Annotated in this window: 13 protein-coding genes and 1 pseudogene; 9 read left to right on the forward strand and 5 right to left on the reverse strand. The window is 71.0% G+C overall.

Annotated elements, in window-relative coordinates; genetic code table 11:
- Positions 1-22: 22 nt before the first annotated feature.
- Both A4E84_RS45650 and A4E84_RS45415 read right to left on the reverse strand, forming a co-directional pair.
- Positions 23-804 (reverse strand): annotated as a pseudogene (locus A4E84_RS45650) (glycosyl hydrolase family 95 catalytic domain-containing protein); the annotation flags it as partial.
- 203 nt (positions 805-1,007) lie between these two features.
- Complete coding sequence (locus tag A4E84_RS45415; protein ID WP_335340820.1) at positions 1,008-1,229, reverse strand: glycoside hydrolase N-terminal domain-containing protein; 222 nt, start codon at positions 1,227-1,229, stop codon at positions 1,008-1,010.
- 446 nt (positions 1,230-1,675) lie between these two features.
- On the opposite strand from A4E84_RS45415, the gene A4E84_RS03405 reads away from it, so the two are divergent.
- Positions 1,676-2,641 (forward strand): glycoside hydrolase family 6 protein, encoded by a 966-nt coding sequence (locus A4E84_RS03405; RefSeq protein WP_062925106.1) that lies wholly within the window; start codon positions 1,676-1,678, stop codon positions 2,639-2,641.
- 295 nt (positions 2,642-2,936) lie between these two features.
- Positions 2,937-5,384, forward strand: a complete 2,448-nt coding sequence (locus A4E84_RS03410; protein WP_062931276.1) for a SpoIIE family protein phosphatase — start codon at positions 2,937-2,939, stop codon at positions 5,382-5,384.
- A gap of 62 nt (positions 5,385-5,446) precedes the next feature.
- Here A4E84_RS03410 and A4E84_RS03415 read toward each other — a convergent pair whose 3' ends face one another.
- Complete coding sequence (locus A4E84_RS03415) at positions 5,447-6,073, reverse strand: hypothetical protein (RefSeq protein ID WP_062925107.1); 627 nt, start codon at positions 6,071-6,073, stop codon at positions 5,447-5,449.
- 881 nt (positions 6,074-6,954) lie between these two features.
- Between A4E84_RS03415 and A4E84_RS03425 the strand changes: the two genes are divergently transcribed.
- From A4E84_RS03425 to A4E84_RS03445, 5 genes are all read left to right on the forward strand, one after another.
- Positions 6,955-7,542 (forward strand): TetR/AcrR family transcriptional regulator, encoded by a 588-nt coding sequence (locus tag A4E84_RS03425; RefSeq protein ID WP_062925109.1) that lies wholly within the window; start codon positions 6,955-6,957, stop codon positions 7,540-7,542.
- Complete coding sequence (locus A4E84_RS03430) at positions 7,539-7,913, forward strand: hypothetical protein (RefSeq protein WP_062925110.1); 375 nt, start codon at positions 7,539-7,541, stop codon at positions 7,911-7,913. Before A4E84_RS03425 ends, A4E84_RS03430 begins: the two co-directional genes overlap by 4 nt.
- 833 nt (positions 7,914-8,746) lie before the next feature.
- Positions 8,747-9,739 carry a dihydroxyacetone kinase subunit DhaK gene (gene dhaK / locus A4E84_RS03435; protein ID WP_062925111.1) on the forward strand — a complete coding sequence of 331 codons (993 nt, stop codon included), beginning with the start codon at positions 8,747-8,749 and terminating at the stop codon, positions 9,737-9,739.
- A 49-nt stretch (positions 9,740-9,788) separates the two neighbouring features.
- Positions 9,789-10,388, forward strand: coding sequence for a dihydroxyacetone kinase subunit DhaL (gene dhaL, locus A4E84_RS03440; RefSeq protein ID WP_062925112.1), 600 nt, complete (start codon positions 9,789-9,791; stop codon positions 10,386-10,388).
- Positions 10,381-10,791 carry a PTS-dependent dihydroxyacetone kinase phosphotransferase subunit DhaM gene (locus A4E84_RS03445; RefSeq protein ID WP_062925113.1) on the forward strand — a complete coding sequence of 137 codons (411 nt, stop codon included), beginning with the start codon at positions 10,381-10,383 and terminating at the stop codon, positions 10,789-10,791. The genes dhaL and A4E84_RS03445 overlap by 8 nt, the downstream gene beginning before the upstream one ends.
- 99 nt (positions 10,792-10,890) lie before the next feature.
- Here the strand turns inward: A4E84_RS03445 and A4E84_RS03450 are convergent, their stop codons facing one another.
- Positions 10,891-11,589 carry a glycoside hydrolase family 75 protein gene (locus tag A4E84_RS03450; protein WP_062925114.1) on the reverse strand — a complete coding sequence of 233 codons (699 nt, stop codon included), beginning with the start codon at positions 11,587-11,589 and terminating at the stop codon, positions 10,891-10,893.
- Positions 11,590-11,998: 409 nt separating this feature from the next.
- Between A4E84_RS03450 and A4E84_RS03455 the strand changes: the two genes are divergently transcribed.
- Positions 11,999-12,988, forward strand: a complete 990-nt coding sequence (locus A4E84_RS03455) for a fibronectin type III domain-containing protein (protein ID WP_062925115.1) — start codon at positions 11,999-12,001, stop codon at positions 12,986-12,988.
- Between the two features lie 169 nt (positions 12,989-13,157).
- Complete coding sequence (locus A4E84_RS03460; protein ID WP_062925116.1) at positions 13,158-13,697, forward strand: hypothetical protein; 540 nt, start codon at positions 13,158-13,160, stop codon at positions 13,695-13,697.
- An 85-nt stretch (positions 13,698-13,782) separates the two neighbouring features.
- Here the strand turns inward: A4E84_RS03460 and A4E84_RS03465 are convergent, their stop codons facing one another.
- Complete coding sequence (locus tag A4E84_RS03465) at positions 13,783-14,334, reverse strand: PadR family transcriptional regulator (protein WP_062925117.1); 552 nt, start codon at positions 14,332-14,334, stop codon at positions 13,783-13,785.
- Positions 14,335-14,361 lie beyond the last annotated feature (27 nt).

The following is a 14,361-nucleotide window of genomic DNA, read 5'->3' on the forward strand; positions in this document are numbered from 1 at the left end:
CGTCCGTCTGGAAGGGCGGGTGGTTGCAGAACAGGTTGGGCAGCGTGTTGTACGTCAGCAGGCCGCGCAGCATGATCCCGGCGCGCTGCCCGTCGCCCGGGCGGGCGAAGAGGGCCGCCCGCCAGGGCCAGGTCCACGAGCGGCGGCTGTCGCCCGACACCGTCCCGGCCGTGAACGGGACGCCTTCCTTTTCGCCGCAGCGCGCCCTGAGCGAGACGAGGGCGGCGGCCGCGAAGTCCGGTGTCCTCGGGGTGATCTGACGGCCCGGGTACACCGCGAAGAGGTGCGAGGTGTGGCGGTGGATGTCGGTGGGGCTGTCGATGTCCTCCTGCCACTCCTGCAACTGGCCCCACTTGCCGATCTTGTTCGGTGCGAGACGCGCCTGCAGGTCCGCGATCCTGGCCCGGTAGGCGGGGTCCGCTTGAGCACCGACTCGCAGCCGAGGTAGTTCTGGAACAGGTCCCAGGTGATCTGCTGGTCGTACATGACGCCGTCCTCGCGCGGCCCGTGCTCGGGGGACCAGCCGTCGGGTGCGACGAGGAGCCCGTCCTCGCGTTCCTCGAGATGGTTCTCCCAGAACCGGCAGATCTCCTTGATCATCGGGTGTGCGACGGTGTGGAGGTAGTTCTGGTCCTGGGTGAACGCCCAGTGTTCGTACAGGTGTTGCGCGTACCAGGCGCTCTTGCCGTCGGTGGAACCGGAGAAGGTCCATTCCTGCGGGTCGCGCTGCGGTACGTCGTCGGCGCTCGTCAGCCGGTAGGTCGCGACCGGGGCCGGGGCCGGGAGCTCGGCCTGCCACCGCACCTTCGGACCCGGCCCCTCGATGCACCACTTGGTGTTCGGGTCACCGTCGTACGTCCTGTCGACGCCCTCCGACGAGCTGCTGCTGTACGTCCGCCAGGATCTGTGACCTTCGGAGTCGCACGGGGAGCGAAGGTGACGACGAGGTCGCCGAAGTTCCGGTACGAGCCGAAGCCGGTCATACCGGTGTCGAAGTCGCTGTCCGGCTAGCCCGCCAGGGCGTTGTCGTAGTGGTTGACACCGCCCCAGAGGCTCTGTTCGTTGAACTGGATGCGCTCTTCGCAGGGGTCGGCGAAGAGCATGACACCGAGCCGGCCGTTGCCGATGGGCAGGGCCTGCGACTGCCAGTCTGCGGCGGGCACGGAGTAGGTCAGCGCCTCGCGCGGCATCCATGACAGCCCCGAGAGGTTCGAAATTTCGCATGCCATTCGGAAACTCTCGGCGTCACGGATGACCGACAGCGGCTCGACCACGTCGACACCACGGGTATCTCTGTCGAGCAGGCGACTGAACTGCCGCGATTCGACCACCAGGCTCCGAATGTTTCGAGCTGTAAATCGAATCCTGCGAGGAGGATTGACGGGGCCCACGGTCCTTCTATCATCCAGAGTGCTCGGCAAGTCGAGGCATGTTCGGTATCCCGAACCAGACACCGGCGCTCCTCTCGTGCGCAGCAAGGCGCGAACCGCCACGCAAAGATATGTCATGACCCCATCAAGCCTTCATCAAGTACTGCTCGGCCGGCGGTTCCTTGTCCACGCCACGCCGGGGCCACCGATCGCACCACGCAACCCCCCACCCACCCCGGAGCGCTCCCCCTTGGCTCACCGCCGACCTTCGGACGCACCCCTGCCAGAAAGCCGAGGTACCCGTCATGCCCCGCAGCCTCCTCGCCCTGGTGGCAGCGCTTTTTGCCCTGCCGCTGGCACTCGCCGCCGCCCCGGCCGCCCACGCGGCGGACCCGACGACCATGACCAACGGGTTCTACGTGGATCCCGACTCCAGCGCGAAACGGTGGGTCGCCGCCAACCCCGGTGACGGCCGGGCGTCCGCGATCAACGCCTCGATCGCGAACACCCCGACCGCCCGCTGGTTCGGCTCCTGGAGCGGCACCATCGGCACCGCCACCGGCGCGTACGTGGGCGCCGCCGACGCCCGGGACAAACTGCCCGTGCTCGTCGCCTACAACATCTACAACCGCGACTACTGCGGTGGGCACTCCGCGGGCGGAGCCTCCTCGCCGTCGGCCTACAGAAACTGGATCGCCCAGTTCGCGGGCGGGATCGCCGGCCGCCCGGCCCTCGTCGTCCTCGAACCGGACTCCCTCGGGGACTACGGCTGCATGACCCAGGCCCAGATCGACGAACGCGAGAGCATGCTGACCGGAGCGCTCGCCGAGTTCAGCCGCCAGGCCCCCAACACCTGGGTCTACCTCGACGCCGGCAACCCGGCCTGGGCGAGCGCGGCGACCATGGCCCGGCGCCTTCACGAAGCGGGTCTCCGGCAGGCCCACGGTTTCTCGCTCAACGTCTCCAACTACCTGACCACGGCCGAGAACACCGCGTACGGCAACGCCGTGAACAGGGAACTCGGCGCCCGGTACGGCTACACCAAGCCGTTCGTCGTGGACTCCAGCCGCAACGGCAACGGCTCCAACGGCCAGTGGTGCAACCCTTCAGGCCGCCGTATCGGCACCCCCACCCAGCTGGGCGGAGGCGCCGAGATGCTCCTGTGGATCAAGGTGCCGGGCGAGTCCGACGGCAACTGCGGCGTGGGAAGCGGCTCCTCGGCGGGGCAGTTCCTGCCGGAGGTCGCTTACAAGATGATCTACGGCTACTGATCCGGGGCGGCTCGGGAGCGCCTGGGATTTCCGTACTCGGCCCACCCGGCGACGGACTGTCGGCTGCGGCGTCGCGACGTCGAACGGACGAGAAGAGTCGAAGCGCTTCGACGGTACTCGGTCGCCCCGAACCGCCCCGGAACACCGGTCCCGGGGCGGTACTCGATCGCCCCGCACCGCCCCGGCACAACGGTCCCGGGGCGCCGTGACGCCACGGCGGACCTAGGCTGGAAGCGGCCGCTGGAAACGAGCCCTGACGGGGACCGCTGTCCGGACGGAGGCGTGCCGCGTGGAGATGGCCGGCAAGCAGGACGCGCCCACTGCCGTTGTCGTGGTGAACCCGGACGGCATGGTGAGCGGCTGGAGCGAAGGGGGTCGGCTGCTGCTGGGCTGGACCGCGCAGGACACCGTCGGCCGCCCCGTGGCCGACCTGCTGGTCGATCCCCCGCCCCGCGGCTTCCCCGAGGGCTATGGCACCGGCCCCGATCCCACCGGGTTCACAGCCCTGCGGCACCGGGACGGTTCCACGGTGGACGCCGTGCTGACCGCTCACCCGCTGTTCGGCCCCGACGGGCGGGCGATGGGGCACGCGGTGACCGTCCAGCGCTGGGGACGCCGCCCGGTGGTCGCCGACCGGGCCTTCGAGCAGTCTCCCTTCGCTCTGGGCGTCTACGACCCTGAGCTGCGGTTCCTGTGGATCAACGCCTCCTCGGGCCGGGTGATAGCGCACTCCGAGGAGGAGGTGCTCGGCAGGAAGTACCGCGAGGTGCTTCCCGAATTCGACCGCACGCTGTTCCCCGAAAGGGACGACAAGCCCTACACCGACAAGCTCTCCGAAGTGGCGAGGACGGGCGAGCCCGCGCGTCTCATCACCGTCTTCCGTCCTCGCGGCAGTGACTACGCCAATGCCTGGGCCACCAGTATCTGGCCCGTCCGGGATGCCCAGGGCAGGGTCTGCGCGATCGCCAACTGGGGTTTTGACATGAGCGCCGAGTACTGGGCCCGGCAACGCCTGCTCATCCTCAACGAGGCCAGCGGCGGCATCGGCAGGACACTCGACGTGATCGGCACCGCCCAGGAGCTGGCCAGGACCCCGGTGCCGGGATTCGTCGACCTCGTCAGCGTGGATCTCTTCGACGAGGTGCTGCGCGGAGAGGAACCGCCCTCGGTGTCCGCGTTCACCTCCGTGGAGACGATCAGGCTCAGCCGTGCCGCCCAGCACGGCGCGAAGGCGGACGCCGACCGGGCTCCGGGGCCCGCGCCCCCGGTCACGCACACTGCCGGTTCCGTCGGCGCCCGCTGCATGGCCACCGGCAGGTCGACGGTCGAGCTCACCGCTGAGCCCGGCGAGGGCGGCGAATGGGCCTTCGGGCCCGGACTCGCCGCCGACCCGGCCCACTGGCCACCGGGCAACCCGGTGATCGACGGGTCCATCGCCGCAGACGGGTTGACCGGGCGGATCACCGTGCCGCTCCGGGCGCGCGGCGCGCTGCTCGGGGTCGTCTCCTTCTCCCGCCTCGACCGGCCCGAGGCGTTCACCGCCGACGACCTGATCCTCGCCGAGGAGCTGACCGCCAAGGCGGCCGTCGCCATCGACAACGCCCGCCGGTACTCGCGCGAGCGCACCACCGCACTGACCCTGCAACGCAGCCTGCTGCCGCAGGGGCTGCCGAAACAGGAGGCGGTCGAGGTGGCATCCCGCTACCTGCCCGGCGGGACCGGCGCGGAAGTGGGCGGTGACTGGTTCGACGTCATTCCGCTGTCCGGCGCCCGGGTCGCCCTGGTCGTCGGCGATGTCGTCGGGCACGGTCTGCACGCCTCGGCCAGCATGGGCAGGCTGCGCACGGCGGTGCGCACTCTCGCCGACGTCGACCTGCCGCCCGACGAGCTCCTGACCCACCTGGACGACCTGGTCCTGCACCTCGCCGGCGACCACCGGCCCGACGGCCACTTCCAGCCGACCGGCGAGTCCGGCGCCACCTGTCTGTACACCGTCTACGACCCCGTCTCCCGCCGCCTCACGTTCGCGAGCGCCGGCCATCCGCTGCCGCTGATCGTCTCTCCGGACGGCACCCGGCCCCCGGTCCCCGCCCATCCGGGGCCGCCGCTCGGCCTCGGTGGACTGCCGTTCGAGGCCGCCGAGCTCGAACTGCCCGAGGGCAGCCTGCTGGCCCTCTACACCGACGGGCTGGTGAGGAGCCACGAGCGCGATGTCGACGAAGGGATCACCGAACTGCAGCGGGTCCTGAACCCCTCGGCCACCTCGCTGGAGGACCTGTGCGACACGGTGATGGACGGCATGCTCCTGGACAGCCGGACCGACGACGCCGCCCTGCTGCTCGCTCGCACGTGCGCGCTGGATCCCCACCACGTCGCCGACTGGGACGTCGAGCCCGACACCGCTCAGGTGCCGCACGCCAGGAAGTTCGCCGTCGACCAGGTGGACGCCTGGGGCCTGAAGGAGGCGGCGTTCGTCACCGAACTGGTCGTCAGCGAGCTGGTCACCAACGCCATCCGGTACGGAGAGCCGCCGATCAGACTGCGACTGATCCGCGACACCTCGCTGATCTGCGAGGTCTCCGACGCCAGCAACACCGCTCCGCACCTGCGCCGGGCCCGTGCCTTCGACGAGGGCGGCCGGGGCCTGTTGCTCGTTGCCCAGCTCACCCAGGGGTGGGGCACCCGGCACACCGGCAACGGCAAGACGATCTGGTGCGCGCAAGCGCCACCGTCCCGTACCTGACGGTTCGTAACCGCGGTCGGCAACCGCCAGATCCGTCCCACGGGCGGATCGTGGTGGCGGAGTCAGTGCGGGTCACTGCTCTCCGGGTTGTGCAGGTCCAACACGTTGCCGAACTGGGTGAACGATGAGTTCTCTCTGCGCATAGCGGAAACACGCGCTCGTTCACCGGGCAACAGAACGAGGAGCATCAAGGGCCCTGCCACGTCCCGTCTGGAGATCGCCGGTGTCCCGGCGGCGGCTGGTGAGTAGCGCTCGGTCTCGACGAGGTCCGCGTCACCGCTCACCAGAAGCTCCCAGGTATGTACGAGTTCTCCTTCGTCACCGTCTGGGCCACGCCCGGTGTGAACAAGAGACTCGGATTCGGCCACGACGGACAGGGAAGCCCCGGCCAGCGCGTCCTCGGCCATGGCCGATGTGCCCAACTCCGTGCCGACGATGCCCCCACTGAGGTGGTCCGGGCGCTCCCAGATTCTGTCCCTGCGCCGTGTGGAGTAGTACAGCTCTTCGGCGATGAGACCGTCGTCCCTGCGGTGCAGGAGCAGGACGAACCCGAGATCGCCACTGATCCACACGTCAGCGACGATGACAGTGTCGACGGGGATGACCAAGGGGCGGGCCGCCGCGCGGTCGGTTGGCGGGTGCCCCAGCCGGAGGGCGGTCTCAGCGATGTCGACCATCGGCTGTCTCATGATCTTCTTGCTTCCTCGTCTTCTCGGAGTTCCTCGAACGGGCCCTGCGTTCATGGCGACCTGTGGGGGTGACGCGCGGCGAGGCCAAGCCACCCCTGTCACCGGTTCAAGGTGCGGGGCAGCCGACGCCTGTACGGGTCGCCCGTCCTGCACGCCGGAGTACTTGGCCATGCAGGAGTAGAACATGTCAGCCGAATGTCCGTTGAAGCCGGAGACGATGACCGCCCCGGAGGTCCAGATCCCCGTCCCTGGCTTCACCTGGTTCGGACGTTGATGTAGTAGCCGATGTAGGGGTAGCCGTTCTTCGCGGTACCGCCGCCCTGTCGGCTGACGATGATGCGCATCCGTACCGCTTTTGATCCGGCGTTTGCCGCACTTCGAGCTCATGTCCTCGGTGTCGGTGGCGTTGCACGGATCCGCGTTGGAGTAGTCGTAGGCGCTGGCGGAACCGCCGGGCACCGGTCTGTCTGCAGGAAGCGCCCACCCACGGGTGGGGTCGTGGAGGCGGACACCGTCGTCGTGAGACCGGTCCGGGTCTCGGCCGAGCGCTGCTTCTCACCGAGCCAGCCGTACCGGGGCGCTGCCTGGCCGGTACGGGTTGCCGTACTCGTCGTGTCCAGTGCCACCGGTGCCTGGGCCGCGTTCAGCGGAAGCCGGCGGCTGACGTCGCCGGGTAGGTCGGTGAGCTGGAGAACGGTGTCTCCTGACGTGCGGTGGCCGCTGCCAGGCCTCCGGTGACGGACTGGACGTTGCTCCGCCTCTCCGGCACAGACGCGACGAGTTGGCCGTATCCGCGGCGCTGGCCGCGCTCCGTCTTGGCTTCTGACTTCTGATCGTCTCCCATATTCCATACGGGACGACCTGTATGGTAATTCTGGAGCATGACTTCTTCCCCTGCCGGGCGAGGGCGCCCCAGAGACGAGCGGTCCGGGGCCGCGATCATCCAGGCGGCTGCCGAACTGGTCGCTGAAGGCGGCTACGCGGCGACGTCCATCGGCGCGGTCGCCGCGCGAGCGGGTGTCGGCAAGGACACCATCTACCGCCGCTGGTCCGGCAAGCCGGAACTGGTCTACGAGGCCGTCTTCACCGCCGCCGAGACAGCGGACCTGCCGGACACCGGGACACTGGAAGGCGACCTGACCGCACTGGTCCAGTCGCTGGTCGAGGAGTTCTCGGCACCGGCGGCCGCGGCGGCCCTGCCCGGCCTGCTCGCCGACTTCGCCGCCGCACCGCACCTGCGCGCGACCATCCGCACCCGGTTCCTCCAGCCGGCCAAGGAACGACTCGTCGCGGTGTTCGACCGGGCCGGGCAGCGCGGGGAGACCAGCGCGAACCTGCCGGTCGACCTCGTGCTGGACACCCTGGCCGGGGCGGTCTTCTTCCACTTGGGGATCACCGGCGAACGCCCCGCTCCGGATCTGGCCCGGCGCATCGCCGCGATGATCGTCAAAGGAATCGAGGCCCGGTGAACGGCTGGCTGCTCACCGCGGGCGGCATCGCTGCGGCGACCGCCCTGGTCCACGCCACCGCCGGGGGCCGGTCGGTCGTCCGCCCGCTGCTGGGCAGTGCGGTGGCCGCCGAGCCCAAGCGCACGCTGCACGTCGTGTGGCACATGGTCACCGCCGACCTGCTGATCAGCTCCATCGCCCTGCTGGCCCTCGCCTTCGCCGCCGCGCCCAGCACGGCACTCGTGCTGTTCATCGCCGCGCAGTACCTCGCATACGCCGCACTGTTCCTCATCGTCACCCTGACCGCCGACTGGCCACGCCCGCTGCTGCAACTCCCGCAGTGGATGCTGCTGGCACCGGTCGCAGCCCTCGCCCTCATCGGCATCACGTGAACCGGCACCCGCATCAGGCGACCCGCCACCGCCGCAACGCAGGCAGAATCCACGCCGGAGGCTGACGCGGCCCAACGCCGGCACGGCAGGGAAGGCCGCGGACTGCACCGGTCCGCAAAGAGGCCGCCGCGCCCCGGACAGACGGGTGCCGAAGCCGCCAGGCCCGAGGACGTGAACAACCTGGAAGAACGGGAAGTTGCAACGCGATGTGAGCAAGGAATCACGACGCAATGGCTGTCACCGGACCAGCCCGGACGCCCCGCCACGGACATCGGTGGTCATAAACGCAAGCAGGCGCCCGGACGGAGGGAAGTTCCCCCATCACAGGACGTCCTCGCGGCAGCGCAGCACAGGCGCCCAGAAGGGCCGCGAGGCTGCCGACGACCAGCCCGGTAGGCAGTCGTAGCCCGGCCTCACCGAGACGCCACCAGTGCCCTGAACGGACTCGCTGCGAGGTCAGGGCATCACCACCGCCACGGGCCTGCGCATGCGTGACCCCTTGCAGCACCCCGGCCGCGGACCACTGGCAAGCGAGGTCACGTTGGTGATCTTTCACCAAGATCGACCTGTCGCAGCACGCCCGAGTACGGCCCCACGTGACCTTCGCAAGCGCAAGGTCGATACTGCAGACATGAGGCTCTCGCTGACACGCATCCGACCCGCAGCCAGCCACCTGACGCACCGTTACCAACGTCAGCGTTAAGTCAGCATCAGTACCGCCAGAACCCGCTTCCGACCGCCGTGGACCGCCAAGACCGACGACTGAAGAAACGCCTTCTGCCAGCAAAAACGCAGGTCAAGAGCTCACCTGCTAAGCCCGCTAGGAGATACCCATGAAGATGCTGATCAACGTCCCGGAGACCGTGGTCGCGGACGCGCTGCGCGGTCTGGCGGCTGCCCACCCGGAGCTGACCGTGGACGTGGAGAACCGGGTGATCGTGCGGCGGGACGCCCCCGTCGCCGGACAGGTGGGACTGGTCTCGGGCGGAGGCTCGGGGCACGAGCCGTTGCACGGTGGTTTCGTGGGTCCCGGCATGCTGTCGGCGGCCTGTCCGGGCGAGGTGTTCACCTCCCCCGTGCCCGACCAGATGCTGCGCGCGGCCGCCGCCGTGGACAGCGGGGCCGGCGTGCTGTTCATCGTGAAGAACTACACCGGTGACGTGCTCAACTTCGACATGGCCGCCGAGATGGCCGAGGACGAGGGCATCCAGGTCGCGAAGGTGCTGGTCAACGATGACGTGGCGGTGACCGACAGCCTCTACACGGCCGGGCGGCGCGGCACGGGCGCGACCCTGTTCGTGGAGAAGATCGCGGGCGCCGCCGCTGCCGAGGGCATGCCTCTGGAGCGGGTCGAGGCCATCGCCCGGCAGGTGAACGAGGGCTCCCGCAGTTTCGGGATCGCGCTGAGCGCCTGCAGCACCCCCGCCAAGGGCAGCCCGACCTTCGATCTGCCGCCCGGGGAGCTGGAGTTGGGGATCGGCATCCACGGCGAGCCGGGCCGGGAGCGGCGCGCCATGATGACCTCCGGCGAGATCGCCGAGGCGGCCGTCGAGGCGGTGGTGGAGGACCTGCAGCCGCGCAATCCGGTGCTGGTCCTGGTCAACGGCATGGGTGCGACGCCCCTGCTGGAGCTGTACGGCTTCAACGCCGAGGTGCACCGGGTGCTCGCCCAGCGCGGCGTCCCCGTGGCCCGCGTCCTCGTGGGCAACTACGTCACCTCCCTGGACATGGCGGGCGCCTCGCTCACCCTGTGCCAGGTCGACGACGAGCTGCTGCGGCTGTACGACGCGCCGGTGAAGACCCCGGGTCTGCGCTGGGGCGTGTGACACACAGAGGGTAGAGGATCACCACGTACCTACCAGGCAAGGAGATCCAGTGCTCGACGCCGACTTCTTCCGCCGTTGGATGACGGCCACCGCCGCGTCCGTCGACCGCGAGGCGGAACGGCTCACCGCCCTCGACTCCCCCATCGGGGACGCCGATCACGGCAGCAACCTCCAGCGCGGGTTCACGGCCGTCGTGGCCGTTCTGGAGAAGGAGGCTCCAGGCACGCCCGGCGCCGTCCTGACGCTGGCCGGACGCCAGCTGATCTCGACGGTCGGCGGCGCCTCGGGGCCGCTGTACGGGACGTTGCTGCGCCGCACCGGCAAGGCGCTCGGCGATGCCGGCGAGGTCGGTGCGGAGCAGCTGACCGAGGCGCTGCGGACCGGGGTGGACGCGGTGATGACGCTCGGCGGTGCCGCCCCGGGCGACGCGACCATGATCGACGCGCTGGTGCCCGCGGTGGACGCGCTCGGTGACTCGTTCGCGGCGGCCCGGACCGCCGCCGAGGAGGGCGCCGTGGCGACGACGCCCCTGCAGGCCCGCAAGGGCCGGGCGAGCTACGTGGGCGAGCGCAGCATCGGCCACCAGGACCCGGGCGCCACATCGGCGGCGCTGCTGATCGCCGCACTCGCGGAGGCCGCCGGTGAGTGACGAGCAGCTGGTGGGAATCGTGCTGGTGTCGCACAGCGCGGAGGTGGCCGCGTCCGTCGCGGAGCTGGCGAAGGGGCTCGCCGGCGGTGGCCCGGTGGTGCCCGTCGCTCCGGCGGGCGGCACCGAGGGCGGCGGGCTGGGTACGAGTTCGGAACTGATCGCCGCGGCGGCCGCGTCCGTCGACCGCGGCGCCGGGGTCGCCGTCCTGACCGACCTGGGCAGCGCGGTGCTCACGGTGAAGGCGCTGCTCGCGGAGGGCGACGAACTTCCGGAGCGGACCCGCCTGGTGGACGCGCCCTTCGTGGAGGGTGCCGTCGCCGCGGTCGTCACGGCGTCCACCGGAGCGGACCTGGCGGCGGTGGAGGCGGCCGCCACGGAGGCGTACACCTACCGGAAGGTCTGAGACACCTACCGGAAGGTGTGATCGACGGCTGCGGCCCGGGCACGCCCGGACGGCGGTGTGCCCGGGCCGCGGTCGTGACCGCGACACGCCGTCAGCCGCTCAGCTCCCGATCGCCCCGCTCCCGTCGGCGAACCGCCTCGCCATCCGCTCCCCCTCCGTCACGGCCGCCGCGTGATCCTCGATGGGCGAAACCTTGGTGTTCTTGAAGACGATGTAGGTGACGCCGGAGGGCGCGCCGCCGCCGCGCGGGTCGGCGCGGATGCCGAGGGCCTTGGCGGTCGCGTAGGACGCCTCTCCGATGATGCCCTGCGGGCCGGTGTCGCCGACGACCGCGTACTGCACCCGGTCGCGGTAGACGACCGCCACCACCGAACCGCCGCCGACACCGTGGTCCCGGTAGTCCCAGAGGCTGCTCGGCGCGGGTACGACGATGAAGGGCAGGCGTTCGGCACTCAACGGGCGGCCGTCGGACTGGGCGTAGGCCGTGCTCGCGGCGAAGTACGGGTCGGTGCTGCTGTTGCAGCGGGGTCCGGGGCGGCCGTCGCAGTCGATGTCCATGTCGGCCTTCCAGAACACGGCGTCGCGGGTGCCGCAGACCGGGATGTCGGCAGGGGCTCCGTTGTCGCTGCGGTAGCGGCCGCGCGAGACGGGAGCGCAGTCCCGCACCTTGGCGAGCAGCTCGGCGGCGCTGACGGTGCTCTCGCGCCATACCGCGGGGTGGGGTTGCGCGGCGGGCGGTGTCGTCGGGGCGAGCAGGGCGGCGCTGGCCGCGGCCAGGGTGAGCGACTGGACACGCACGATACGGGAGCCTCTCGTGGGGGACCTGACGGGCACTCAGCCCAATCTGGGCCCGGGGCGATCACCCGGCCACCGTTGGGGGGCCGGACGGTGCACGGCCCCAATCCCCGACAGGGGCCGGGGGCCTGAGTCCGTGTGAGGCTCCGGCCGCCCGGCCGCCTGCGCCGGCGCGGGATCTGCGACGACAGCTGTCCGCGCAACAGGCCCGAACTCCCTGGTGTCCGCCAGGAGTTCGGCCGCGAGGACCTTCAGCATACGTAACTCTCCCGGGTGGTCGCGTCCGGCGGGGGTGACGCTCTCTTCCGGGGGCGGCTTCCTCGCCACGGGTGACGTCCTCTTGATGTGAGCGCGCCAACAGCGTCATATTGGTACGGACCATTCCCGTGTGCCACCCCGGGGAGGCAGTGCCGTGCGAAGCCGTTCCGCCGCGCCCTCGTCCCTCCTGCGCAACCTGGCGCTCTGCGGCGCCCTCGCCCTGGTCGCCTCCTGCGGCTGGGCCGGAGCGGGAGCAGGGGATGCCGGTGCCGTGCCCGGTGCGCCCACGGGTGTCACCGCCGCGGCGGGCAGCGCGACGAGTGTGCACGTCATGTGGAACGCGATCGCCGGGGCGCAGGTCTACGAGGTGTATCGCGGCACCACGAAGGTCACCGAGGTGCCGGGTTCGAAGCACATGGTGGATGTCACCAGGCTGCGGCCCTCGACGCAGTACGCCTTCTCCGTACGGGCGCGCGGCGCCGACGGGCGGCTGGGGCCGCCGAGCCGCCCGGTGCGGGCGAAGACGCCCGCGGCCGTCGCCGACGACCGCTCCGCGCCGACCCGCCCGGCGGCGCCCGAAGGCCGGGCGGCCGGAAGCCGGGCCGTCCAGCTGTCCTGGTCCGCCTCGGCGGACGACCGGGGCGTGGTCTCGTACGACATCCACCAGGGGGACACGAAGATCCACAGCGTGGGCGGGGGCCACACGGCCACCGTGCTCACGGGGCTGCGGCCCGCCACGGACTACGCGTTCACCGTCCGGGCCCGGGACGCGGCGGGCAACGTCTCCCCCGCCAGCCCCACCGTCCGCCTCGCCACCCCGGGCACGGGCGACGGACGCGCCACGGCCCCCACCGGCTTCCGGGCGACGAGCCACCGCGAGGACGGGGCGTACCACGTCGACCTGAGCTGGGTGCCGCCCCGCGTGGACGGTGAGATCGCCGAGTACCAGATCCATCTGGACGGCCGGCCCGCCACGTCCCTGGTGTACGGCGGCAGCGCACCGCGCGACCGGGCCGCGTACAGCTTCTACGTGGGGCGGAAGGCCGGTGTCACCCACCGGGTCCGCGTCCGGGCGATGCTGCCGGACGGCACCTGGGGAGGATTCTCGGCGGAGCGGGCGGTGACGACGGGCGCGGGGCGCTGACGTACCCCTCGGTACGGCCGGAAGCGGGAACCCGTCACCTGCTCGGGGGCGCTCGGAGTGCGGCGAAGGCCCAGGGCGCCTTGGCTGGCCCCGAGGCAGCACGGGCGTTCCCCGACCCTCGGCGGCGCAAGGGATGTACCGCCAACCGTGCCGCCGGAGGGCAGTCCACATGCGCAACTCATCGTCAGTTCTCCGCTCCGGCCTGACCGTGGCAGTCGCCGCCGCGCTGCCCCTCGCCCTGGCCTCGGCCGCTGCCGCGGGCCCGGGAATCTCCGTGAGCACCACGGGGTCCACGGTGTCGGTCACGACCAGCTCGTGCACGCAGATCACCGGCAGCTGGGGCACCGCCTCGCTCCTCACCAGCAGCCAGGGCAGCTTCGCCCAGGGCCGCCAGGTGACGCTGTCGGGGACGTCCACGAGCCAGTCCGCCGCTTGGTCGAGCGTCACCCCGGGCACGTACACCGTGATCGTGATCTGCTCGGACGGCACCACCGCCGGCACGCAGTCCGTCGTGGTGTCCACCGCCCCCTCCCCCTCGCGGTCCGTGACCCCCTCGGCCTCACCGTCCCGCGGCGTCATGGGCGGGGTCGGCGGGTCCTCGACGGACTACGGCACCGTCACGCTGGTGGCGGGCGGCACGCTGGTCGGATCGGGTCTGCTCGGAACGGCCCTGTACCTGCGCCGGCGCAACAAGCCGCACCGGCTCTGATCCGGTGCGAACGGCGGCCCGCCCCTTCCGAAGCGCTCCGGTCGGGCGGGCCGCCGTCATGTCGTGGCGAGGACGGGCGGGACACTCAGGTCGGTTCTCCGTCCGGGAGTTCGGCGAAGTCCGCCAGGGCGCGCCGCAGCCACTGGGTCCAGAAGGTCTCCAGGTCGATGCCGGCCCGCAGCACCAGATGCCGCAGCCGGTCCTCGGTGCCGTCCCGGCCGGGCGGGAAGTCGCGCCGCTCGATCTCCTCGTACTCCGCCAGCTGCCGTTCGTGCAGCTCCAGATGGCGTCGCAGATCGGTCTCCAGGCCCGCCGTGCCGACCACGGCCGCCGCCCTGAGCCGCAGCAGCAGGGTGTCACGGTGCGGCTTGGGGTCCTGGGAGGCGGAGGTCCAGCGGGCCAGTTCGGCGCGGCCCGCTGGCAGGACCTCGTAGCTCTTCTTCTGCCCGCGGGCCGGCTGCTGTGACGGCAGGGCCCTGATGAGGCCGTCGGCCTCCAGTTTCCCGAGTTCGCGATAGATCTGCTGGTGCGTCGCCGACCAGAAGTAGCCGATCGACCGGTCGAACCGGCGGGTCAGCTCCAGCCCGGACGACGGCTTCTCGAGCAGGGCGGTGAGGATCGCGTGCGGGAGTGACATGGCCTCATCCTAGGGACGCGTCACCGC

The sequence above is a fragment of the Streptomyces qaidamensis genome, from assembly GCF_001611795.1.
GTDB classification, from domain to species: domain Bacteria; phylum Actinomycetota; class Actinomycetes; order Streptomycetales; family Streptomycetaceae; genus Streptomyces; species Streptomyces qaidamensis.

Bases quoted from the DNA above. Each gene is read 5' to 3' on its own strand.
- A4E84_RS03460 (WP_062925116.1), top strand. From the start codon at position 13,158: ATGCGCAACTCATCGTCAGTTCTCCGCTCCGGCCTGACCGTGGCAGTC.
- A4E84_RS45415 (WP_335340820.1), bottom strand. From the start codon at position 1,229: ATGGCATGCGAAATTTCGAACCTCTCGGGGCTGTCATGGATGCCGCGC.
- A4E84_RS03410 (WP_062931276.1), top strand. From the start codon at position 2,937: ATGGCCGGCAAGCAGGACGCGCCCACTGCCGTTGTCGTGGTGAACCCG.
- A4E84_RS03405 (WP_062925106.1), top strand. From the start codon at position 1,676: ATGCCCCGCAGCCTCCTCGCCCTGGTGGCAGCGCTTTTTGCCCTGCCG.
- dhaK (WP_062925111.1), top strand. From the start codon at position 8,747: ATGAAGATGCTGATCAACGTCCCGGAGACCGTGGTCGCGGACGCGCTG.
- A4E84_RS03415 (WP_062925107.1), bottom strand. From the start codon at position 6,073: ATGAGACAGCCGATGGTCGACATCGCTGAGACCGCCCTCCGGCTGGGG.
- A4E84_RS03465 (WP_062925117.1), bottom strand. From the start codon at position 14,334: ATGTCACTCCCGCACGCGATCCTCACCGCCCTGCTCGAGAAGCCGTCG.
- A4E84_RS03425 (WP_062925109.1), top strand. From the start codon at position 6,955: ATGACTTCTTCCCCTGCCGGGCGAGGGCGCCCCAGAGACGAGCGGTCC.